Source organism: Campylobacter sp. JMF_11 EL3 (assembly GCF_027736965.1).
Classification (GTDB): domain Bacteria; phylum Campylobacterota; class Campylobacteria; order Campylobacterales; family Campylobacteraceae; genus Campylobacter_B.
This window is the reverse complement of sequence record NZ_JAOVTJ010000007.1, coordinates 1-22,792: the sequence shown is the minus strand read 5'-3', so window position 1 is coordinate 22,792 and position 22,792 is coordinate 1. Positions and strand designations below refer to the sequence as shown.

The window sequence follows — 22,792 nt, the reverse complement described above, 5'->3', positions numbered from 1 at the left end:
CCCTATGCAGTTAAATTTTGTTTTACTAATATCGGCTTTGCGCCCTCACTGACTACCTCTTTTGAGATAATCACATCATATCCACTAAGCTCTGGTAGGTCAAACATTATATCAATCATAATCTCTTCAATAATCGATCTAAGTCCCCTAGCACCAGTTTTGCGCTTGATAGCAAGTTTTGCTACCTCGCTTAGAGCTTCATCGTCAAATTTCAAATTTGCCCCGTCGATTGCGAAAAGTTTTTGGTATTGTTTTAAAATCGCATTTTTTGGCTCGGTTAAAATTCTAACCATTGCCGCCTCGTCGATTTCGTTTAAACTCGCCATGACATGAAGTCTGCCGATAAGCTCAGGGATTAGCCCATAATGCACCAAATCATCAGCCTCTACCATGCCAAGCAAATTTTGGTTTTCTTTTTTGCTTCGTTTTTCTTGCCCAAAACCAAGCACATTTTTACCGATTCTGCGTCCGATAATCTCGTTTATGCCATCAAACGCACCACCGCAAACAAACAAAATATTTGTTGTATCAATCTGAATAAAGTCCTGGTTAGGGTGTTTTCTGCCACCTTTTGGCGGGATATTTACCACACTTCCTTCGATGATTTTAAGAAGCGCTTGTTGCACGCCCTCGCCACTGACATCGCGCGTAATCGAGCGATTTTCGCTCATTCTAGCGATTTTATCGATTTCATCGACAAATACAATTCCCCTTTGCGCTCTCTCGACATCGCCACCTGCTGCTTGAAGAAGTCTTGTTAAAATATTTTCCACATCTTCGCCCACATATCCAGCCTCTGTTAGGCTCGTAGCATCGCTGATTGCAATAGGCACATCTAAAAACCTAGCCAAAGTCTGCGCCATAAGCGTTTTGCCACTTCCTGTCGGACCGATTAGCAAAATGTTTGATTTTGAAATTTCAGTATCGTCGCCCTCTATCTCATCTTTGCGAAAAATTCGTTTGTAGTGGTTATAAACACCCACGCTAAAAATCTTTTTCGCCCTTTCTTGGCCGATTACATATCTATCCAAAACCTCCATTAAAGCCTTTGGTTTAATCGCCTCGAAATCTATCTCACCTGCGATTCGTTCGCTCTTTTTCGCGACCTCCCCGCCATGAATTACCGCATAAAGCTGATCTACACAATAATTACAAATCGCTACTGTGCCTCTTTCGTTTGGAAATATCGTATATCCATCTTTTTCTGTAAAGCCGCAAAAACTGCATTTATCTAACATTAATTTCTACCCTTATCTAGCGGAATTCCGCGTTTTGTGTTTAATATAAAATCGCACATTTTTTTCACATGCTCGTTATCTGTTTCGTTTATCAAAATTTCAGCCTGCTCTTTTAAGCCAACGCCTTGATTAAATAAAAATTTATACGCTTTGTTGATGATTTCGACCGTATCTCTATCAAATCTACGGCGAATTCCTGTTAAATTTAGCCCCCTGATATAGGCTCTGTTTCCCTCCGCTAGACAAAACGGCACTATGTCTTGTCCAAGCGCGCTAGCCCCTGCTATCATGCAACTCTCGCCGATTTTGACGAATTGATGCACGGGGGTTAGACCGCCGATTACTGCGTAATCGCCCATTTGCACATGCCCAGCCAAAGTGGCTGAATTTGCCAAAATGATATTATCGCCCAAAATACAATCATGCGCCACATGGCAATACGCCATCATAAAGATATTATCGCCAATGCGCGTAAATCCATCTCCCTTGTGCGAACCAGAGCTAATGGTGCAAAATTCGTGGATTGTGGCGTTTTTGCCGATTATAAGACCTGTTTTTTCGCCTACTTCGAAGCTGATATCTTGCGGGATATCGCCCACAATCGCATAAGAGAAAATTTTAGAATTTTCGCCGATTGTAGTATCGCCGATGATGCGCGCGCCCTGCTTTATGAGTGTGCCAGAGCCGATTTTGGCCTGAGCGCTTATGAACGCATAAGGCTCGATTATGACATCATCGCCCAAAACTGCGCCATCTTCTACGATAGCGGTGTGATGAATTTTGCTCATTTTATTTATCCATTACCATTGCTTGAAGTTCTGCCTCGGCTGCCAAAACATCGCCTCCTGCGTCATCTTTGATATACGCTTCGCCCTTTAACTGCCAAATTCTGCCTCTGTGTTTAATCGCCTCTAAGCGGTATTCTAAGCGATCGCCTGGGCGCACTGGTTTGCGAAATTTCGCCTTGTCGATACTCATAAAATACACAACCTTATCGCTTAAATCCGTGCCCTCAGCTTCCATTGATTTAAACGCCAAAATTCCCCCAGCTTGGGCAAGTCCCTCGATAATCATCACGCCAGGATAAATCGGGTGACCAGGAAAATGTCCTTGGAAAATTTGCTCGCCATAGGTGATGTTTTTGTAAGCGATTATCGTTTTTCCCATATCCATATCGGTAACTTTGTCGATCAAAAGCAACGGGTAGCGGTGCGGGAGTATGTTTAAGATTTCGGTTATGTCAATCATTTCGTATCCTTGATAAAAATTCTTGCCATTCTACCCTAACTTTACTAAAATTTCCCTAACATCTAAAAATATCCGAGATAGCGCGTAAATCTCCACTTTGGCTGGGTAAATTTCATCTACGACGATGATTGGCGAAAGCGAACGCGCACCGCAAATTTTCGCGCGAATTTGCTCTTGTTTTTTCAGGCTTGGCGGATTTTTTAAAATTTCGGCTGTGTTTTTGAAATCTGTTTTTAAAATTTCGTTGAAAAATTTAAGACTTAAAATTTTAATCTCGCCCTTGTCGCAGTAAAATTTCTCGCAACTCTCATTTATGCTAAATTTGACAAATTCGCGCCTAAAATGGGAGTTATGCAAGATAAACGAAGGCTTTATCTGCCCAGAGAATTTCACCCACGCCCTAAGCAAGCGGTAGTTTAAAAACTCATCTCTGATAATCTCAAATTTTACCCCCTCGCGCCTAAATTTCGCCACTTTTTTATAAATTTTAAACTTTTCCTCAATCGAAGCAGGCAAAATTTCCCCGCTAACTGGCGACATAAGCTCGTAAATTTCGCCCTCTCCGCGCTGTGCACATAACGCAAACATGCAGCCGCAGTAGTTTTGGTGATAGAGCCTATCTTTTTTGGCTAGGGCAAACTGCTCGTTCGTGCCGCCGTTTTTGCGAAAATCAGGCGCGACAAACTCCAAATTTTGCTCTTTGCAGATTTTTTCTAGCGAATTTACAAGCTGGGTGTGCGATTTTTTGGGGCTCATTAAAAGCGTCGTGGTGATTTTTTTCTCGCCGACAGCGTGCGCGAAGCAGGCGGTGTTTTGCATACGAAAATCGAAGCAAAACTCACAGCGCCTGCCCTTTTCTGGCTCGTTTTCAAGGCCTTTTGTCCCACTAAGCCACGCCTCATAATCATATTCCCCAGCGTAAAATTTGATCCCAAGCCCCTCGCACACGCTCTTTGCGTCCTCCAACCTCAGCAAATACTCGCTATAAGGGTGTATGTTTGGGTCGTAAAAATACCCTACCAAGGGCTCGTTGCACTCGCTTGCTAACCTGCGCAAAAAATAATCACAATCCACCGCACAACAGATATGAACTAACAAAATCAGCCTTTTAATTTAATTTGCTATAATTTTAGATTATTAAATTTAACAATCAATAGGCGCAAAAATGGTGAAATTTTTAGCAAAACACAAGAAAAAATTTATTTATAGCTTTTGTGGGATTGGCGCGTTTTACACGCTTTTTGGCTTTTTTGGCGTGCCACTTCTCATCGAAAAAGCAGTTCCAAAAATCCTAGAAAACGAGGCAAATTTCAGCGTTAAAAGCGCGAAATTTAACCCCTTTACCTACGAGCTAAACATCACCGCCCCCTCGCTTTCGACTTTCAAACCGCTATTTTCGGCAGAGAAAATCGATGTCAAGCTGAAATTTGGCGAGCTGTTTAACAAAACCATAGATATCCAAACCCTGCGCCTGCAAAGCCCTAAAATCAGCATTTCGCGCGAAAATAACGGCTCGTTTAATTTCGAAAGCCTTTATGCCAATAGCCAGAGCGAAGAAACGGACGAAAATTCGAGCATAAATGTCAAGCTAGATAATTTCAAAATCGAAAACGGCGGGGTTTTTTACGAAGATTTGAGCCTTAAAAGGCCCTTTAAAATCGAGCTTGGTAGCTTAAACTACGAAATTGCCGGCCTAAATTTGGCTAGTAATTCTATCGGAAACCACGATTTTAACGCCTCTTCGCAGACTTTCGATAATATCTTTCACTCAGGCTCAATCAGCTTAAATCCGCTTAAAATCGAGGGAAATTTAAGCGTAGAAAATCTCAAAATCAATCCCTTTTGGCTATCGTTTTTGGATATAAAAGAGCTTGATCTCCTTGGCGGGAAAATCAGCGCAAATGCCCTTTATAAGGTGATTTTGGACGAGGAAATCGCGCTAAATTTGGAAAAAAGCAAAATCGCTCTAAATGACCTTGCCCTGCTTGCTAGCCAAAATTTAATCAAATCAGAGCAAATTTCGCTTGCAAATATCGATTTTGACGCCAAATTTGGGGAAAATTTAACCGCCACTTTGGGTGCTGGTGAAATCGCGCTTAAAAATAGCGATTTTCTAAGCGCAGAAAATAACGCGAGTTTGGGCGAATTTAAGGCTTTTGATTTTGGTTTAAAATTTGGCTTAGAGGGCGAAAATTTGGGCTTAAATGCGAATTTAGACAAGATAAATTTAAGCGAGTGCAAATTTAACGATAGCCTAATAAATTTAAACGCAAAGGGTGGCGAAATTTCGCAAATCAGCGCAAATTTTAAGGGCGAAAACAACGCCTCCAAAACAGAGGCAAAAGTCGCAAAAATCGAAATTTTGCCACTAAATTTAGCCTTGGCGAAATTTGATAAGATAGATTTGGCAAATTTAAGCGCGGATGATTTTAGCTTCCAAATGGGCGAAAAAGGTTCAAATTTAGCCCTAAATTTGGCAAAATTTGGCGAGCTTAGCCTAGCTAATAAAAACGAAAAATTTAGCGGAATTAAAAATTTAAGCGTGCAAAAGTTAAATTTTGCCCTAGATAAACTTGCCCTAAATATCGACAAAATCGGCATTGATGCGCCGTTTTTTAACTCAGAGATTAGCGAAGAGGGCGCAAAAAGCATAAACGATTTAAGCGTGATTTCTTACGCGCCTAGCAAGGCGGAAAATGCGAAATTTAGCCAAAATTTGCGCTCTGCGATACACACACTCGCCCCAGAGGGAAATTTCACGCAAAATAGCGAAAATAACGGCTCCGCGCGCAGTATTTCACCAGCCAAAAATGAGCCAAAATTTAGCTTTGCTATCGCGCAAATCGCGCTAAATGGCGGCCACGCGAAAATCACAGAGAGCTTCGTAGCCACACAGATGACCCACAACCTCGCTAAAATTGACGCTAGCGTGCAAAATCTATCTAGCAATTTTAGCACCCCTTTTAGCGCCAAAGTAAGCTTAGCAAGCGACGAAATAAGCGCCAATGCGACCTCGAAAATCACCATAAATCCGCTGAACTTAGACATTGATTTTGATGTCGCTCACCCTGATTTGCGCAAAGTAAACCCGTATTTGGAGCAATTTTTAAACGCAAAAATCGCAAGCGGTAGCGCAAATTTAAAAGGAAATTTCAAATTTAGCGATAAATTCACGCTAAACGCTGAAATTTCGGGCAAAAATTTAGCCCTAAACGACGCAAAAGGGGCGAAAATTTTTAGCATAAATAGCGCAAAAGTGGGCGCGCTAAGCCTAAATCAGAGCAAAATCGATATCAAAAATATCGCCATAAACGCCCCTTACGCGAAAATCCATATCGCCAAAAACGGCGAGATAAACCTAGCCAAACTAGCCAAAACTTCGCCAAAATCTGCGTCCAAATCGCCTGCGCCAAAAACTCAAGCCATGGGGCAAAAAAGCACTTTTGGCGTGAATATTGCAAATCTCAGCGTGCAAAACGGCTCGTTTAATTTCATCGATGATACGCTCTTTATGCCACTAAATATCACGGTCTCCAAAATCAAAACTACAATAGATAAAATCAGCGACAAATCCCAAGCAAACCTCAAATTTAACGGCCTTGTGGGCAAAAGTGGCTTAGGGCAAATCGCTCTTAGAGCCTATCCTTTCGCGCCAGAGCAAAAAAGCGATATTAGCGTGGTTTTAAAAGATGTCGCGCTCAGTGATATCACCCCATACAGCGCGAAATTCGTGGGCTATGAGATAAAAAGTGGCAAGAGTAATTTAAAGCTAAATTATAAAATCAACGCCTCCAAACTAAACGCCACAAACGACATAAACCTCGATAATCTCGTGCTTGGCGAAAAGGTTGAGAGTAAAGACGCGCTGGATTTGCCACTGGATTTAGCGATTTCGATTCTCAAAGACAGCGACGGCCAAATCAATGTCAGCCTGCCAATCAGCGGGAATCTAAACGATCCGAAATTTAGCTTTGGTGGCGTTATCGTGGGGGCTGTGACAAAGCTATTTAGCGATATCGTGCTAAGTCCGTTTAGGTTTTTGGGCAAAATCGCAGGAATCGATACTTCTAGCCTCGACGGAATTGATTTTGAGCCAGCTAGTAGCGAGATTTTGATCAGCGAAAACGAAAAAATCGAGAATCTTGCCACGATTGCAAAATCAAAGCCAGAAATCAAAATCACCCTAACCCCAGCATATAATGAGAAGCTAGATACCAGGGCGTTTAAGCTCGTCACGCTAAACGAAAATATAGACAGGCTAATGCTAAAAGAAAATCTCTCATCTGACGCTGCGATTGCGAGCCTAAGAGCGAAACACCGCATAAACGAAAGTGGCGAAGAGGGGTTTGAAAAACTCATACAGGCGCAAAAATTCACAACCTCTCGTTTGGAGAATTTAGCCGTCGAACGCGCTAAATCCGTGCAAAATGCACTTGCAAATTTGGGTGTTTCGGACTCACAAATCGTGATTAAAAAGCCTGCAAATGTCAGCGCGAAGCAAGATAGCTTCATCAGCGTCGGCCTTGGCGTAGAGAAGTGAAATTTACAATTTTGCAAATTTAGCTGTAAAAATTTTAAAGTCGTAGATTGCTTCGTCAAGGCCATGCCTTTCCTCGCAATGACAATAGCGAACAAAATTTACACCGGGTGTGTCATTGCGAGAATTTGCGTAGCAAATTCGAAGCAATCTACGAGCATAAAATTTAAAGTGTGTAAATTTGCTGTCATTGCGAGGCGATTTATCGCCGAAGCAATCCAGGGAAATTTAAATTCAAAATTCAACATAAAATTTAGCATTGAACGATTTTTTAAATTTTAAGCGAAATTTTGAAATTCTCTGTAAGGGGGAGGGCGCGCTTTTTAGGAGACGCTACCCTCCCCCTTACCAACCCCCACCCCTGTAAAACCTTAGAAGTGGCTAAATTTGGAAAAACGAAGTTTTTCCAAATTTAGCTGGTTTTATTTTAACGGAAATGCTTCGCATTTCTTTGCGCTATAAATTAATCACAACACAATTCAGAAATAAGCTAAATTTGGCTATACTACGCCAAATTTTTACAAATTCAGAAAGGGTTAAAATGGTTAGGATTGGTATCCACGGTGGCAGCGGTAGAATGGGAAGTATGATTTATGAGTGTCTGAAAAACTACGAAAACGCGGTAGTTAGCGCGATTTATACTATCGAGGGGCTATCATATAGCCCCAAATGCGTAATCACGGACGATTTGGCGAAATTTTTTGATTCTTGCGATGTGGTGATTGATTTTACCATTAGAGACGGGGCGATAAATTTATTAAAATTCGCCCAAACTCACCCAAAACCCCTTGTCATCGGCACTACTGCCCTAGGCGATGAGGGCGAAGCACTACTAAAAGAGTGCGCGCAAAAAATGCCAGTTTTTCACGCGACAAATATGAGCCTTGGCGTAGCCGTGCTAAACAAGCTTGTAAATCTAGCTAGCAAGGCTTTGCGCGATTTTGACTGCGAAATAGTCGAAATGCACCACAAACACAAAAAAGACGCCCCAAGTGGCACAGCAATGACGCTAGCTTGCAGTGCCGCTAGCGCGCGTGATTTGGATATCAAAAGCGTGCGAGTTAGCGGGCGCGACGGACTAATTGGAGAGCGGGGCAAAGACGAAATCGCTGTCATGGCGCTTCGTGGTGGCGATATCGTCGGACGCCACACGGTAGGGTTTTACAACGATGGCGAGTATATCGAGCTAAACCATACCGCCACGAGCCGTGCAACCTTCGCCAATGGCGCGATTAAGGCTGGAATTTGGCTTGCCACACAAAAAAATGGCCTTTATAGCATAAATGATTGTTTAGGATTTTAAAATGTGCGCGATAGTAGGAGTTATAAATTCAGCCAATGCGGCTAAAACGGCGGTTTATGGGCTGTTTTCGATGCAACACCGTGGCCAAGAGGCAAGTGGAGTTAGTGCTAATCACAACCACCATATAAACACGGTAAAAGGTCAAGGACTAGTAACCAAAATTTTCACCCCACAAGCCCTTGAAATTTTAAAGGGCAATAGCGCAATCGGCCACAATCGCTACTCCACAGCGGGCAACGAGAGTATCCACGACGCGCAACCAATCTCTGCTAAATACGCCCTAGGCGAAATTTCAATCGTGCATAATGGAAATTTGATAAACAAAGATAGCGTTAGATCTGAGCTAATCGCCGAGGGAGCGATATTTCAGTCAAATATGGACACAGAAAATATCTTGCATTTAATCGCTAGAAGCAAAGAAAAAAAATTGCAAAACCGCATAATCGAGGCTGTGAAAAAATGCGCCGGGGCGTATTCGCTTTTGATTTTAAGTCGTAGCAAAATGTTTGCCCTGCGCGATCCACACGGCGTAAGGCCTCTTAGTATCGGAAGACTCAATGACGGCGGATATATCGTAGCGAGCGAGACATGCGCCTTTGATTTGGTGGGAGCGGAGTTTATCAGAGATGTGAAGCCCGGCGAAATGGTGATTTTCGAAGAGGGCAAAGACGAGATAAAATCGCTTCAAATTTTCGAAGAGGTTGATCCTAGAATTTGCGCGTTTGAATACATATATTTCGCCCGCCCAGACAGCACTGTCGAGGGCAAAAATGTCTATAATATCCGCAAAAAACTAGGCGCAGTTTTAGCCGAAAAATGCAAAGATATAAAAGCTGATTTTGTCGTCCCTGTCCCAGATAGTGGTGTGCCAGCAGCTTTGGGATACTCAGGCGCAAGTGGCGTGCCTTTTGAGCTAGCAATCGTGCGAAATCACTATGTGGGGCGCACCTTTATCGAGCCGACACAAGAAATGCGAAATTTAAAGGTCAAACTCAAACTAAACCCTATGAGCGAGGTTTTGAAAGACAAAAGCATAGTCGTCATCGACGATAGTATCGTGCGCGGAACCACGAGCAAAAAAATCGTCGAGCTTCTGCGCCACGCTGGGGCGAGGGAGATTCACATGTGTATCGCAAGCCCAGAAATCAAGCACCCAGATAGATACGGCATAGACACGCCAAGCTACGCCGAGCTAATCAGCGCAAACAAAAGCACCGAAGAGGTGCGCGAGTATATCGGCGCAGACAGCCTGACATTTCTAAGCATAAATGAGCTTGTCGGCGCGCTAGGAGATGAGCGAAAATATTCGCTAATCAGTTTTGACGGAGATTATTTTATAAAGGAGTAAAAATGCCAATCATCAATATCCACCTAACCAAACCAGCCCCAAGCAAGGAGTTGCAAGACAAAATCGCTGGTGAAATCACCAAAACAATGGTCGAAAACCTAGGCAAGGTGCCAAGTCGCGTGGTCGTGAAATTCGAATACGACGAGGCTGAAAATTTCTATTTCGGTGGCGAAAGCGTCGCAGATATGCGAAAAAAGGCGCAAAATGGCTGAGACTACATTTAGCGCAGAGGATTTAGCGCGCAAAATCACGCTTGCTAAGGGCGATATGGCGCCAAATTTCGCCCTAGAAAACGCCGACGGGGTGCAAATTCGCCTAAGCGATTTTATCGGCAAAAGGGTCGTTTTGTATTTTTATCCTAAGGATAATACGCCCGGTTGCACCACCGAGGCTTGCGAATTTAGCGAGCTTTGGGATAAATTTATCGCCGAGGACGCCCTGATTATCGGCATTAGCCCAGATAGTGCGAAATCACACGCAGGTTTCATTGCCAAGCAAAGCCTACGCCATATCCTACTAAGCGACCACGAACGCGAAGTCGCCAAGGCTTACGGCGTGCTTCAAGTGCGCAAAAACTACGGGCGCGAGTATCTAGGGATCGTGCGCTCGACATTTCTAATCGGCAAAGACGGCAAAATCGAAAAAGTCTATAAATCTGTCAAAGCCAAAGACCACGCCGCAAAGGTGCTTGGCGATATTTTGGCGCAAAAATAAACAAAATTTAAGCGCAAATTTGGGGTAAAATTTCGAAATTTTAGCGAATTTCAAAATTTGCCCCTTTTTAAATTTAGCCAAAATTTAGCCAAATTTACAGGGGAAAATCAATGAAAAAATTTTTAATTTTTATCTGCGCTTTGGGGGTTTTGTGTGGCGCGCAGGGCGAAAATTTGACCAAAGAGCAAATTTTGCAAAAATACTCTGACGCAAAACCTAGCCTTTGGGGCGAGGAATTACAAGGCGTGATTAAAAATTTCAAAACCGATAAAAAACAAATCGCCCTCACGCTCGATCTGTGCGGAAGCAAAACGGACGATTTGGACGAGCGAATCGTGGGATTTTTAGAAAAACACAGCCTGAAAGCGACATTTTTTGTAAATTTACGCTGGATAGAGAAATTTCCGCAAAAATTCGAGCGTTTGCGCCAAAATCCAAATTTCGAAATCGAAAATCACGGCACCGCACACTCCCCAGCCTCGCTAAATGGGGCTAGCATTTACGGCATAAAGGGCACGGCGAATGCTAGCGAGCTATACGATGAAATCGCGCGAAACGCGGAATTAATCGCAAGGCTTACTGGCGCACGCCCGAAATTTTACCGCTCTGGCACGGCGTATTACGATGAGCTTGCCGTGGCGCAGATTTATGATATGGGATACGCGCCCGTGGGATTTAGCGTGCTAGGAGATGCTGGGGCTACGATGAGCGCGGAAGGGGCGCGCACTGCTGTGTCTAGTGCGCGCGGCGGCGACATCATCATCGCTCACGCAAACCACCCCGAAAAGCCAAGTGGCGCAGGCGTGGTGGGGGGCCTTAAAATTTTGGTTAAAAATGGCTTCGAGTTCGTGCGATTAGACGAAGTTTTGGAGTAAATTTCGCCCGTTTTGTCATCGGCAAAATTTGCGAAATATTTTGTGGCGATTCAGAGAAATTCCCTAGCCCTTGATTTGTCATTGCAAGCAAGCTTGCTTGCGTGGCAATCTACGAGCTTGAAATTCAAAAGTAAGTTTAAATTTGTGAATTTAATAAATTCGGTATCGGCGATACTGACCGAATTTGAATTTGCAAAAAAACACAAAGGAATTATATGGATATTTTAATTGTTAATTTAATTGTGGCATTTGCTTGTGCGTTGTGTATAAGATATATCGCAAATTCGCAAATAAATAAATTTGCAAAATTCTTTGCTTTATTATTTTTCATTGTTTTTATTCTATTAGGATTTTTTGTATTTGTCTTTTTTCTGACTTTGTTTTTCTTAGCACTAATCACAAAGAAACATAAAGTCAAAAGCAATACAATAGACGATAAATTAAATTATGAAAAAATAGAAATTTCAAAAGATGATAAATTTTTATTTCAAAATAAAACTCATTTTGTAGCTACTTTAATAACTCTGTTTTTAACTTATGGATTTTTATTTGACGGCTTTAAGATACTTAAATTTAGATATGAGTGTGATATTAAAAAGAATTTTAAGATTGAAATTTTAGATAACAATTATGCACTAAGCGATTTACAAAATATTCGATTAAAAGATAGTGAAATATATCATCAATGCAATAATGATTATGCTAAATGCCCTAAAAATACAGATTTAATTCATAAAAGCGACATATATATCAATGATAAAAAAATAGGAAAAGTATATAGATATTTTATGCCATATAATTCATTTATGCACAAATTTTTATCTGTATCCACAGATGTTCAGGGCTTAACTTGCCATAATATGCTAGATACTTATGAAATAATCAATATTCTAGAACAAAATTTAATAAACAAAAATTCTAATGGCAAGGATATAAGATGAATAACAAATTCTCAACTTACAAAATTTACGCACATTTGGCAGGAAATGCCTATTTAAATGACAAAGAACAAAATAAAATTTTTAAAAAGTGAAATGGGTGCGTTTTGTGAATTTAAAACAAAAATACAGAATTTGTAGAAATAAGGCTTCTTAAATGCTGCTAGTTTATCCATTTTATCTACTTTTTTTTATTTTTTTATTTAAAAAATTTAAAATAAAAGTAAATAAGTTTGTGTTGATTTTAATTGTATTGTTGCCGTGGTGTGGGTTTATTATATCAAAACCAATAGCTTATGGTTTGTGTAAAAAAAACGAAAATTTTATTTTACAAACTACATTGGAAAGAATAAATTTAAATGATTATAATATAACCACTACGCAAATTAATTTTAATCCTTTTTTTGATTTATTCATTAGTGGCAAACAAATAAGTATTGTGGATAAAAACAGCAAAGTAATAATGTCCGAAAATATCATTTATGATAAATTTGGTTATCCATTTTTAAATACTGGAAGCGGGGAATTTTGGTTTCAAAGCACTAAGAAGTGTGGAGATGAGTATAAATTTAGTAATAAAATATTTTACAAGGAATAAAAATGAATAATTTAACTAAATTTAGCCCAAAAATGGGCTAAATTTAGAATTTTAGTGTTTTGACAAATAATTTGTATCGTAATCGTTGTTTATAAAATCAGGGTTATTCATCATCGCAATGTGGAAATCACGGGTCGATTTGATACCGCCGATGACGAGCTGGGATAGTGCGATTTTCATCTTAGAAATCGCGCGAAGCCTGTCTTTGTCATGCACGATGAGCTTGCCAATCATACTATCGTAAAATGCCGGCACGCTGTATCCCTCATACACATGGCTATCCATACGCACATTGCGTCCGCCAGGTGCTATGTAGCGAGTGATTTTACCCGGATTTGGCATGAAGCTTTTCGGATCTTCGGCTGTGATTCTGCACTCGATCGCATGTCCGCTAAATTTAATCTCGTCTTGGCTAGGGAGCTTATGACCCTCGGCTACCCTTATCATTTGCTCGATCAAATCAAGCCCTGAGCGCATTTCGCTGATTGTATGCTCGACCTGCAAACGCGTATTCATTTCGATGAAATAAAATTTCTTATCCTTGCTGTCGTATAAAAACTCAAATGTTCCCGCACTGACATAGCCAATCGCCTTAGTCGCGCGAACGGCTGTTTCTAGAAGCTTGGCGCGGGTTTCATCGTCGAGTATCACTGCTGGGCTCTCTTCGATTAGCTTTTGGTGGCGGCGTTGCATAGAGCAGTCGCGCTCGCCCACATGTAGGACATTTCCGTGCTCGTCGCCGATGACTTGAACCTCGATATGGCGAGGATTTGTGATGTATTTTTCCATATACATTGTCCCGTCGCCAAACGCACTCATAGCCTCGCTCTCAGCCGACCAAAAAAGCTTTTCTAAATCCTCTTCTCTCTCGACCACTCTCATACCGCGTCCGCCACCACCAGCGGCTGCTTTGATGATGACAGGATAACCGATTTCCTTGGCTAGTTTGCGCGCAGCCTCGACATCGGCAATCGCGCCATCTGATCCTGGCACTACTGGGATTCCAGCTCTCATCATTACTTGCTTAGCCTTGCTTTTATCGCTCATTAGCGTCATAGCTTCAACACTTGGACCGATAAATTTAATGCCGTGTTTGGCGCAAATTTCGACGAAATTTTGATTTTCGCTCAAAAAACCATATCCTGGAAAAATAGCGTCAGCCTCTGTCAGCTCGCATGCTGTGATGATTGCAGGGATATTTAGGTAGCTATCAGTCGAACGCGGCCCACCTATGCAGATCGCAGCGTCAGCGTATTTGACATAAAGCGCGTCTTGATCGGCTGTTGAATGCACGACAATAGCCTTTTTGCCCATTTCCTGAATAGTGCGAAGTGCGCGAAGTGCTATCTCACCGCGGTTTGCGATAAGAATTTTATTTAGCTCTTTCATAGCTTTTCAACCTCAAATAGCGACATAGCGTATTCTACTGGCTGTCCGTCCTCTACTAGCGATTTGATGATACGACAATCAAACTCAGCCTCGACCTCGTTCATAATCTTCATCGCTTCGATAATGCCGATAGTATCGCCTTTATGCACGACTTGACCAGCACTTACAAATGGGTTTGCGCCCGGACTTGCAGCCTTGTAAAAAGTGCCGACCATAGGACTATCGATAGTATCCATGCTAGCCTTGCTAGCTGCGTGAGAGTCGCCTACGACGACATTTACAGCTGGCACAGCAGCCGGGGCGTGCGGTGCAGGTGTGGCACATGCTGCGCCGGTTTCGATATCTGCGCCGAATTTTTTAATCTCGATTTCAAAATCGTCATTTTTAATTTTAATCTTGCTAAGAGATGATTTTTCATCGAAGAAAGTCATCAATTCCTTAATATCTTCTTGTTTCATTTATTTCTCCTAAAAATAGAAATTCCAAAGGCGCATTTTACCTAAATTTTGTTAATTCTTACATTAAATTTAAATTTGGCGAAATTTTGTGAAATTTGAAATTGAGTAAAATTTAAAAAAGGGCGCAAAATCTGCGCCCAAGAGTTATTAATGAGTAGCGTAAATTTCAGCAATTTTCGCTTTGTCTAGACCTTTTGAAAGGGCAAGTTGTAGTAAAACCCTAGCTTTGGCAGCGTTTAGGTTGTCGCTTGTCAAAAAGCCGTATTTTGCGTCATCAACCTCTGCGCCAACGCTTGTTGAGCCAGAGCCTGTGCGAGAAGCGCGAACTACGACAACGCCGTTTTCGCTAGCTTTTGCAAGTGCAGCTTCGACAGTTGGGAAAGGATTTCCATTACCCATACCAGCTAGCACGATACCTTTGGCGCCGTTTGCAACAGCAGTTTCAACGAAATCAGCGACATCTTGTGCATGAGCGAACAAAATATCAACGCGTGGAAGCTCTTTTACATCTTTGATGTTAAATACACTATCGACTGTGTGTTTGCGAAGTGGATTCATATAGAAATTTACGATTCCGTAATTTACGGTGCCGATTTTGCCAGCGTTTGGTGAAGCAAATGTATCAACAGCAGTTGTGTTTGTTTTAGTTACTTCGCGTGCAGCGTGAATTTCATCGTTCATTACGACCATTACGCCTTTTTCGCGAGCGCTTGGGTTGATTGCGACATTTACGCCGTTAAAGATATTTAGCGGGCCATCTGCGCTTAGTGAAGTGCCAGATCTCATCGCGCCAACCATTACGATAGGTTTTTTAGTTTTTACGACTAAATTTAGAAAATACGCTGTCTCTTCCATAGTATCAGTTCCGTGAGTGATGACTACGCCATCGACATCGTTTTTCGTAAGTAGCTCATTTACGCGGTTTGCTAGTTTTAGCCAAACTTCATCGTTCATCTCTTGTGAGCCGATTTGTGAAATTTGCTCGCCTTTGACATTTGCGATGTCGTTGATTTGAGGAACGGCAGCTAGCAATTCATCAACAGTTTTTGTGCCTGATGTGTAATCACCGCTAACAGCGCTATCGCCTCCACCAGCGATTGTGCCACCTGTGGCCAAAATGTAGATGTTTGGTTTAGCCGCAACTAGTGATGAAGCGATAAAAAGCGCAGCGAACGCGAATTTGCCTAAGATTTTCATCTTGTCTCCTTAAAATTTGATAAATTTCTGCATTTAATTGCAAAATTAAATTTGAATTATAGCACCAAATTTGTAAATCGTGGAATTTTATTGCTATAATGCGCGAAAAATTTTTCAGTTTAAGGATAAATATGGGACTAAAAAGCGATAAATGGATTAGAGAAATGTCGCAAAAGCACGCTATGATAGTGCCATTTGCCGAGGAGCAAGTGGGGCGTGGCGTGGTGAGCTATGGCGTATCTAGCTACGGATATGATATCAGAGTGGGAAATGAGTTTAAAATTTTCACAAATATCGGTGGCACGGTCGTCGATCCTAAGAATTTCGACGAAAAAAATGTCGTGGATTTCGTAGGCGATATCTGTATCGTCCCGCCAAATTCATTTGCGCTGGCTCGCACAATCGAGTATTTTAATATGCCCTCCAATGTGCTTGCAATCTGCCTTGGCAAGAGCACTTACGCAAGGTGCGGAATCATCGTAAATGTAACGCCTTTTGAGCCAGGATTTAAGGGGCATATCACAATCGAAATCTCAAACACAACCCCGCTTCCAGCCAAAATTTACGCAAACGAGGGAATCGCGCAGGTGCTGTTTTTGCAAGGCGATGAGCCATGCGAAGTAACATACGCCGACAAAAAGGGCAAATACCAAGCCCAAGAGGGCATTACGCTACCAAGAATTTTAAAATAAGAGAGAAATATGAAAAATTTAGTCATAGTTGAATCACCAGCCAAAGCCAAAACGATAAAAAAATTTTTAGGCGAAGATTACGAAGTAATCGCTAGCAAAGGTCATATCCGCGACCTTCCGCAAAAAAAATTTGGCATTAAAATCGACGGCAACAAATTTAGCCCCGAATACGAAATCAGCACCGATCACGAAGCAATCGTGTCGCAGATAAAAAATTTAGCCAAAAAAGCAGGTCAAATTTACCTAGCAACCGACGAGGATAGAGAGGGAGAGGCGATAGCATACCATATCGCAGAATCAATCGGCAAAGCCCCAACCAGCCTGCCTCGCATTGTATTTCACGAAATCACAAAAAGCGCGATTGATAACGCCATAAACTCGCCTCGCACACTCGATATGAATAGCGTAAATGCCCAACAAGCGCGTCGCTTGCTAGATCGCATAGTAGGATACAAGCTAAGCCCGCTACTAAACACCAAAATCCAAAGAGGGCTAAGCGCTGGGCGCGTCCAAAGCGCAGCTTTAAAAATCATTGTCGATAAAGAGCGCGAAATAAGGGCGTTTGTGCCAGTGGAATACCACAGCATAGACGCTGTTTTTAAGAAAAAACTAGAAGCCGAATTTGTCAAATTTAACGGCGAAAAAATGGAAAAACTATCCATAAAAACAAAAGCCCAAGCCGATAAAATTCTAAAAATTTTAAAAAGCGAAGAATTTAGCGTTAGCGCAATTGAGAGCAAATCTCGCAAAACAGCCCCAAGCGCGCCGTTTATGACAAGCACGCTTCAACAAGCAGCCTCAACTAGCCTTGGCTTTAATCCGCGCAAGACTATGAGCCTAGCCCAAAGCCTGTATGAGGGCGTGAATACGAATTTTGGCGGTGCGATTACATATATGAGAACAGATAGCCTAAATTTAGCCAAAGAGGCCGTCGCTGCCGCACGCGATATGATCGAAAAAACCTATGGCGCGCAGTATCTGCCAAAATCGCCAAACATTTACACCACCAAATCCAAAGGCGCGCAAGAAGCCCACGAGGCGATTCGCCCTACAAACATAGCCTTTACGCCACAAATGGCAAAGGCCACGCTCCCACGCGACGAAGCTAGGCTTTATACGCTGATTTATAATCGTTTCATCGCGTGTCAAATGAGCGCTTCTACCTCAGATATCCAAACAATCACGATTTGCGGAGAGAGCGCTGAATTTCGCATAAGCGGGCGCAAGGTTACATTTGACGGATTTTACAAGGTTTATGGCGATTTGGATAAGGATAAAATTTTGCCCGAGCTTAAAAAAGGCGATAAAATGGAGCTTGAAAGCCTAGGAAGCGAACAGCATTTCACCGAAGCACCAGCTAGGTATTCAGAAGCGAGTTTGATTAAAAAGCTAGAAAGTCTAGGCATTGGCAGACCAAGCACTTATGCGCCAACTATCACGCTTCTAACCTCGAAAAAATATGTCGAAATCGACAAAAAACAGCTAATCCCAGCCGAGGTCGCCTTTAAAATCACCGAGGTTTTGGAGGGGCATTTTAAAAATATCGTTGATAGCAATTTCACCGCCAAAATGGAAGAAAAACTCGATGAAATCGCCGAAAATAAGGCTGATTGGCAAGAAATTTTGGCGAATTTTTACTACCCATTTATGGACGAAATCGCCAAAGGCAAGAGCGAAATCGCTAGCCAAAAAATCTCCGAACCAATCGGCGAGAAATGTCCGCAATGTGGCAAAGAGTTAGTAAGGCGCGCTGGCAGGTTTGGCGAGTTTATCGCGTGTGAGGGGTATCCGAAATGCAAATACTCTCGCAATCTAGGCGAGAGCGCAGATGAGGCAAGCAAATCTGAGCCTGAAAAAATCGGCGAGAAATGCCCACAATGTGGCAAAGAGTTAGTAAGGCGCGCTGGCAGGTTTGGCGAGTTTATCGCGTGCGAGGGCTATCCGAAATGCAAATACTCTCGCCAAATCGAAGGCGCTGCCAAAGCCCCGGCCAAAAAGGCCACTAGCACCGGCGTAATCTGCCCAAAATGCGCCAAAGGCGATGTGGTCGAGAGATTTTCGCGCAGGGGGAAATTTTATGGTTGCTCAAACTATCCAAAGTGCGATTTTGTGAGCAACTACGCCGTGCTTTCGCGCAAATGCCCTGAGTGCAAAAACACCTACATGGTGCGAAAAGAGCTGAAAAAAGGCAATTTCGCCGAGTGTCCGAAATGCAAATTTAAAGAGGAAATCGAATAAATAAATTTAGCCATTGCCAAATTTGGCGTGGCTAAATTTCGAAATTTAACCAAAATGAGCGAAATTTTAATTTTAATCACACTAGGATTTTTCATATTTACCTCGCCGTATCTAGCCAAAGTCCTAAAAATCCCAGTCTCGCCCACAGAGATAATCCTAGGCATAATCGCTGGGAATTTGGGCCTGCTTTATGCCAATCCTACCTTTGATTTCGCCTCTAAAATCGGGTTTTATTACCTTATGTTTTTGGCTGGGGCGGAAGTGGATTTCCGTTTTTTGTTTAAAATTTCGCGCCAAATTTTAAAAAAATCGCTTCTGTTTTTGGCTCTGCTTTATATCTTGGGCGCGATTTTGGTAGCGATTTTTGATTTGCCAAATTTAATCATCATCGCTGTGCCACTTATGAGCGTGGGACTGCTCTCGACGCTGTATAAGGACTACGGCAAGGACGAAGAGTGGCTCAATCTAGCCATGCTAGTAGGCGTGCTTGGCGAGATAGTAAGCATCGTAGCACTTAGCGTGGTGGGGATTTACCTAAAAGACGGCTTTGGGGCGAGTATGCTGCTTAAAATCGGCTCGCTTGTGGGATTTATCGGCGCAATCGCGCTAGTGTTTAAGTCCCTAGAAATGGTGTTTTGGTGGTATCCGAGCCTAAAAACCATAATCATGCCACACTATGACAAAAACGAAAAAGACATACGCTTTGCTATGGCGATTTTTTGCCTAATTTGCGCGAGCGCGTCGTGGCTAGATATCGAAATCTTTATCGCAGCCTTCATCGCGGGGGCGTTTTTGCCGACATTTTTCTCGCACAAAGAGGGCCTTGTGCCAAAGCTTTCATCGTTTGGCTTTGGTTTTATCGTGCCGATATTTTTCATACACACAGGCGCGGCGGTCGAGCTGGACGCACTGCTAATGCCTGGGGTTTTGAAATTTTGCCTGCTACTAGCTGGGATAATGATTTTTACGAGAATTTTGTGCGCTGGGGTGTTTTGGGAGATACTGCGCGCGCGAGCAGGCGCACTTTTTGCGCTTAGCCTCTCGATGCCACTGACGCTTTTGATTGCGACTGCGACGCTGTTTTTCGAGGCAAATTTCATAAGCAAAGAGATTTATTACGCAATGATTGTCGCCTCGCTGATAGAAGCTTTGGTCTGCATGATTGGGATAAATTTGATATATAATAGAACAAAGCAAAAATCATAAAAGCTTTCTTGGAAATTTTTCAAAGAAAGCTTTTATGGATTTGTCAGAGTTAGGTTTATGATTTCTCTTAAAATTCATCATACATAGACGATCTTTTAGATGAACTTTGAGCTTTTTCTATTCCACCGCCATTGTATGAATTATTAGACTTTGTCGCGGATTTACCATTAGATTTGATTGCTGCCGTATCTTCTGCCATTGATTGCTGCATAGCCCTAGTTGCTGTTTCTGCTGCCTTTAAGGTCTTGCTATTAAAGCCAACCGTAACACTACATTCTTTTGTTTCAATTGAAGCTATTTTTTCTATTACCACGACACCGCGCAATGCTGCCTCAGCATTGTTTTGTATCCGCGAAGTTTCGGTTATAAGCGCTTCTCTGTTTATGCTTTCTGACTCATTGCCATTATTTATTTGTGCTGTTTCGGCTTGTTGTAGCAACTCATCAACTACCTCATTTGTAGTAATTTGCTCTTTAAAAAATTTAGCTATATCAGCCTTAGCCTTCAACTCGGCTTTTTTTAAGCAAGATTGTTTATCTCTTACATCGCCTATTTTCATAATATCTTCACCTGTGGCTTTTAGTTTAATATTTCCGTTTTCGTCAATATCAACCGAATCAATACCAGCATTTGCAATTGCCAAAATAGCACAAATTGATAAAAATTTTTTCATAATCACTCCTTAATGTTGCATTCGTTTTCTGGTGTATAAAGTAAATCAAATTCTATTTTTTTTGAATTCGCGCTATCTTGTTGGTCTAACTGTATGATTATATAAAAAATTCGTTCTTTGGTATTAAAGTCTAAATATGCGTGAGTGTCATATCCTTTACGAATTTTCCTTATTGGACTTAATTTCTCTATTAAAGCGAAGTGATAATTAAAAACTTCGTCATAGTAATATTCTATGCCATTTTTTTTATCTTTTTCTGTTAATTTTTTTAATTTTTTTAACTCAAATGCGTAGTTCAAATATTCACTTACAAATTGACGCTCTGGAGTTCCAAAAATACTCATATACTCTCCCCAAGAGTGGGCAGAACCGCATTTTCGTATCCAAATTTCGTCATTGGAATCAATAAGCCTCAATACAAAACCATAAATATTCATTCGTAGTATTTTTTTATTAAAAAATTCTTTTAGTATATATTCATCAATGATAATATATGGATTACTATTCACTTTAAAGCTTATTTTAAATTCATCTGTATCTTTACTGAGTTTTTCAGAAAACTGACCAAGAATTTTCTCTAGATTTTTAACATATCCGTCATTCATTTTAAATTTTACTTTTGCAACAAACAATTCATCTATCTTATCCATAGGCACATCTGCTTTATATCTAACATCACTTGTGTCTGTTTTATTTTTTAGAAACTCTTTAAATGTATATTCCCTCTTAGCTAGTCTAGCTTTCATAAGATCGCTTCTAGTCAATGGTTGAATATCTAAAATTTCTATATCATAAGCGTTGCCATTTTCAAAAGGCTCAATTATCTCATTTTCGATAAGCCTCTTAGCATTTTCTTTTTTATCAATCTTGTCTTCAACATAATTTTTTAAAACACCAGAGCTTAAATCTAGCGCATTTATATTTAACTTACTTAGCGTTCCCAAAACTTTATTTTTTTCTAATTTTACATCGGCTTGAACTTTATAAATTCCACCATCATTTACTTCGGAAATCTGTTGGTAATCAAGCACATAAGCGTTTGAATAATTCATAATTTCCTGACTTAGCTCGTCATTATTCAACTCTTCTTTGGAAACTAATAATTCGCCTACACCAAATCTCATAGCATTTTGAATGGCGTCTTTTTTTGCTATTTCTAAACTTTCACCTACACCGCTTATATTTCTTACATAAATTACATTTTCGTCTATTTGATTCTCTGTTTCGTGTGAAGAAACTTCGTTTGATTCTTTTTTCAATACAAATGACCCATCAGCCGACAAAGCACCGCAAGAAAAACAAACAAAAAATAAAAATAATAATAATTTTTTTATCTTCATCTTAAAAAAACCTTTCAAAATAAAACTGTCATTATATCCCCCCCCCTTAAAATAAATTTAAAATTTACTAAATTTAACACACTGCGAGCGGTTGTAAAATTTGTTTATTGTCACAAGAAGCTGTTTCAATAGTGACAAAGTAATTAAAAAATTTCTTTAACTTTAATTTGTCATCATAAGAATTTTTCGTTAGCAATTTTTGCGTAATCTTAGAATTTAAACTTTATTTTTTAATTACAAAAAAGCTAGCTTATCACCATTTTTTTAATTTTTTATACTCATCACAGGCGGGCGCATAGCCAAGGTCGCAAGATTTGCCAAAATAATATTTGGCTCTGGTTTTATTGTGATCTGCATAGACCCCAGCGATAAAGCACGCGATTTCATGCCCCAAATCGCAAGCTTTTTGGGCGAATTCTTCGGCTTTTTCCTCGTCGCACTCCACGCCTTTGCCATAATAATACGCCTCGCTTAGCTTTGCGCAAGCCAAAGCTTTGCCGTGCTCATTGCACCAAATTTCATTGAGGCTCAAATTTCCAAAATGATAAGAGGCATTTTTATCACCGACCCTATCCACCCACGATCGTATCACCTCATGGCACTTGTTTAAATTTTAAAATTCTGAAAAATACTGACCCTGTGATTGACTTAAAATTTGATTAACATAAAATTTTAATTGATTTAAAAAAGCATAAAGAGTAAAAACAAAGTCCGCAACGACCTACTTTCCCGACATCCGAGTAACGGAGAGTATCATCAGCCATGATGAGCTTAGCTTCTTGGTTCGGTATGGAGCAAGG

21 protein-coding genes are annotated in these 22,792 nt (G+C 41.1%); 11 read left to right on the top strand and 10 right to left on the bottom strand.

Features of this window, described 5'->3' with window-relative positions:
- Positions 1 to 2 precede the first annotated feature (2 nt).
- The 4 genes from clpX to OFN67_RS07920 are packed head-to-tail and all read right to left on the bottom strand — an operon-like array spanning position 3 to position 3,584.
- Positions 3 to 1,238: an ATP-dependent Clp protease ATP-binding subunit ClpX gene (gene clpX, locus OFN67_RS07935; protein ID WP_270870089.1), complete on the bottom strand. Its 1,236-nt coding sequence runs from the start codon at positions 1,236 to 1,238 to the stop codon at positions 3 to 5.
- Positions 1,238 to 2,026 (bottom strand): acyl-ACP--UDP-N-acetylglucosamine O-acyltransferase, encoded by a 789-nt coding sequence (gene lpxA, locus OFN67_RS07930; RefSeq protein ID WP_270859935.1) that lies wholly within the window; start codon positions 2,024 to 2,026, stop codon positions 1,238 to 1,240. The genes clpX and lpxA overlap by 1 nt, the downstream gene beginning before the upstream one ends.
- Before the next feature lies 1 nt (position 2,027).
- The gene (gene fabZ, locus OFN67_RS07925) at positions 2,028 to 2,486 is read right to left on the bottom strand and encodes a 3-hydroxyacyl-ACP dehydratase FabZ (RefSeq protein WP_270859936.1); all 459 of its coding nucleotides are present in this window, start codon (positions 2,484 to 2,486) and stop codon (positions 2,028 to 2,030) included.
- 30 nt (positions 2,487 to 2,516) lie between these two features.
- Positions 2,517 to 3,584 (bottom strand): epoxyqueuosine reductase QueH, encoded by a 1,068-nt coding sequence (locus tag OFN67_RS07920; RefSeq protein ID WP_270874021.1) that lies wholly within the window; start codon positions 3,582 to 3,584, stop codon positions 2,517 to 2,519.
- A gap of 67 nt (positions 3,585 to 3,651) precedes the next feature.
- On the opposite strand from OFN67_RS07920, the gene OFN67_RS07915 reads away from it, so the two are divergent.
- From OFN67_RS07915 to OFN67_RS07880, 8 genes are all read left to right on the top strand, one after another.
- The gene (locus OFN67_RS07915; RefSeq protein WP_270874020.1) at positions 3,652 to 7,026 is read left to right on the top strand and encodes a DUF748 domain-containing protein; all 3,375 of its coding nucleotides are present in this window, start codon (positions 3,652 to 3,654) and stop codon (positions 7,024 to 7,026) included.
- Positions 7,027 to 7,564: 538 nt separating this feature from the next.
- Positions 7,565 to 8,326 carry a 4-hydroxy-tetrahydrodipicolinate reductase gene (gene dapB, locus OFN67_RS07910; protein WP_270868983.1) on the top strand — a complete coding sequence of 254 codons (762 nt, stop codon included), beginning with the start codon at positions 7,565 to 7,567 and terminating at the stop codon, positions 8,324 to 8,326.
- A 1-nt stretch (position 8,327) separates the two neighbouring features.
- Complete coding sequence (purF, locus tag OFN67_RS07905) at positions 8,328 to 9,674, top strand: amidophosphoribosyltransferase (protein WP_270868984.1); 1,347 nt, start codon at positions 8,328 to 8,330, stop codon at positions 9,672 to 9,674.
- 2 nt (positions 9,675 to 9,676) lie between these two features.
- On the top strand, positions 9,677 to 9,886 hold the full coding sequence (locus OFN67_RS07900; RefSeq protein WP_270862507.1) for a tautomerase family protein: 210 nt from the start codon (positions 9,677 to 9,679) through the stop codon (positions 9,884 to 9,886).
- Between the two features lie 34 nt (positions 9,887 to 9,920).
- On the top strand, positions 9,921 to 10,388 hold the full coding sequence (gene bcp, locus OFN67_RS07895) for a thioredoxin-dependent thiol peroxidase (RefSeq protein ID WP_270868995.1): 468 nt from the start codon (positions 9,921 to 9,923) through the stop codon (positions 10,386 to 10,388).
- A gap of 110 nt (positions 10,389 to 10,498) precedes the next feature.
- On the top strand, positions 10,499 to 11,263 hold the full coding sequence (locus OFN67_RS07890; protein ID WP_270868985.1) for a polysaccharide deacetylase family protein: 765 nt from the start codon (positions 10,499 to 10,501) through the stop codon (positions 11,261 to 11,263).
- 215 nt (positions 11,264 to 11,478) lie between these two features.
- Positions 11,479 to 12,204 carry a hypothetical protein gene (locus tag OFN67_RS07885; protein WP_270868986.1) on the top strand — a complete coding sequence of 242 codons (726 nt, stop codon included), beginning with the start codon at positions 11,479 to 11,481 and terminating at the stop codon, positions 12,202 to 12,204.
- Positions 12,205 to 12,358: 154 nt separating this feature from the next.
- A complete protein-coding gene (locus OFN67_RS07880) occupies positions 12,359 to 12,799 on the top strand; it encodes a hypothetical protein (protein ID WP_270868987.1) in 441 nt (146 codons plus the stop codon).
- A gap of 51 nt (positions 12,800 to 12,850) precedes the next feature.
- Here the strand turns inward: OFN67_RS07880 and OFN67_RS07875 are convergent, their stop codons facing one another.
- The 3 genes from OFN67_RS07875 to OFN67_RS07865 form a co-directional block, all read right to left on the bottom strand.
- On the bottom strand, positions 12,851 to 14,188 hold the full coding sequence (locus OFN67_RS07875; RefSeq protein WP_270868988.1) for an acetyl-CoA carboxylase biotin carboxylase subunit: 1,338 nt from the start codon (positions 14,186 to 14,188) through the stop codon (positions 12,851 to 12,853).
- A complete protein-coding gene (accB, locus tag OFN67_RS07870) occupies positions 14,185 to 14,646 on the bottom strand; it encodes an acetyl-CoA carboxylase biotin carboxyl carrier protein (RefSeq protein WP_270859945.1) in 462 nt (153 codons plus the stop codon). Before accB ends, OFN67_RS07875 begins: the two co-directional genes overlap by 4 nt.
- A 147-nt stretch (positions 14,647 to 14,793) precedes the next feature.
- The gene (locus OFN67_RS07865; RefSeq protein WP_270862513.1) at positions 14,794 to 15,843 is read right to left on the bottom strand and encodes a type II asparaginase; all 1,050 of its coding nucleotides are present in this window, start codon (positions 15,841 to 15,843) and stop codon (positions 14,794 to 14,796) included.
- 131 nt (positions 15,844 to 15,974) lie between these two features.
- Here OFN67_RS07865 and dcd point away from each other — a divergent pair, with 131 nt between their 5' ends.
- Genes dcd through OFN67_RS07850 form a run of 3 tightly spaced genes read left to right on the top strand, consistent with a single transcriptional unit; the run spans position 15,975 to position 19,979 of the window.
- Positions 15,975 to 16,535: a dCTP deaminase gene (gene dcd, locus OFN67_RS07860; protein WP_270868989.1), complete on the top strand. Its 561-nt coding sequence runs from the start codon at positions 15,975 to 15,977 to the stop codon at positions 16,533 to 16,535.
- A 9-nt stretch (positions 16,536 to 16,544) separates the two neighbouring features.
- Positions 16,545 to 18,773, top strand: coding sequence for a type I DNA topoisomerase (topA, locus tag OFN67_RS07855; RefSeq protein ID WP_270868990.1), 2,229 nt, complete (start codon positions 16,545 to 16,547; stop codon positions 18,771 to 18,773).
- A 54-nt stretch (positions 18,774 to 18,827) separates the two neighbouring features.
- Positions 18,828 to 19,979, top strand: a complete 1,152-nt coding sequence (locus OFN67_RS07850) for a cation:proton antiporter (RefSeq protein ID WP_270868991.1) — start codon at positions 18,828 to 18,830, stop codon at positions 19,977 to 19,979.
- A 67-nt stretch (positions 19,980 to 20,046) separates the two neighbouring features.
- Here OFN67_RS07850 and OFN67_RS07845 read toward each other — a convergent pair whose 3' ends face one another.
- The 3 genes from OFN67_RS07845 to OFN67_RS07835 form a co-directional block, all read right to left on the bottom strand.
- Positions 20,047 to 20,652, bottom strand: coding sequence for a hypothetical protein (locus tag OFN67_RS07845; RefSeq protein ID WP_270868992.1), 606 nt, complete (start codon positions 20,650 to 20,652; stop codon positions 20,047 to 20,049).
- 2 nt (positions 20,653 to 20,654) lie between these two features.
- Positions 20,655 to 21,992, bottom strand: coding sequence for a viral A-type inclusion protein (locus tag OFN67_RS07840; RefSeq protein WP_270868993.1), 1,338 nt, complete (start codon positions 21,990 to 21,992; stop codon positions 20,655 to 20,657).
- A gap of 253 nt (positions 21,993 to 22,245) precedes the next feature.
- Entirely contained in the window at positions 22,246 to 22,569 is a 324-nt protein-coding gene (locus OFN67_RS07835) for a hypothetical protein (protein ID WP_270868994.1), read from the bottom strand.
- Positions 22,570 to 22,792 lie beyond the last annotated feature (223 nt).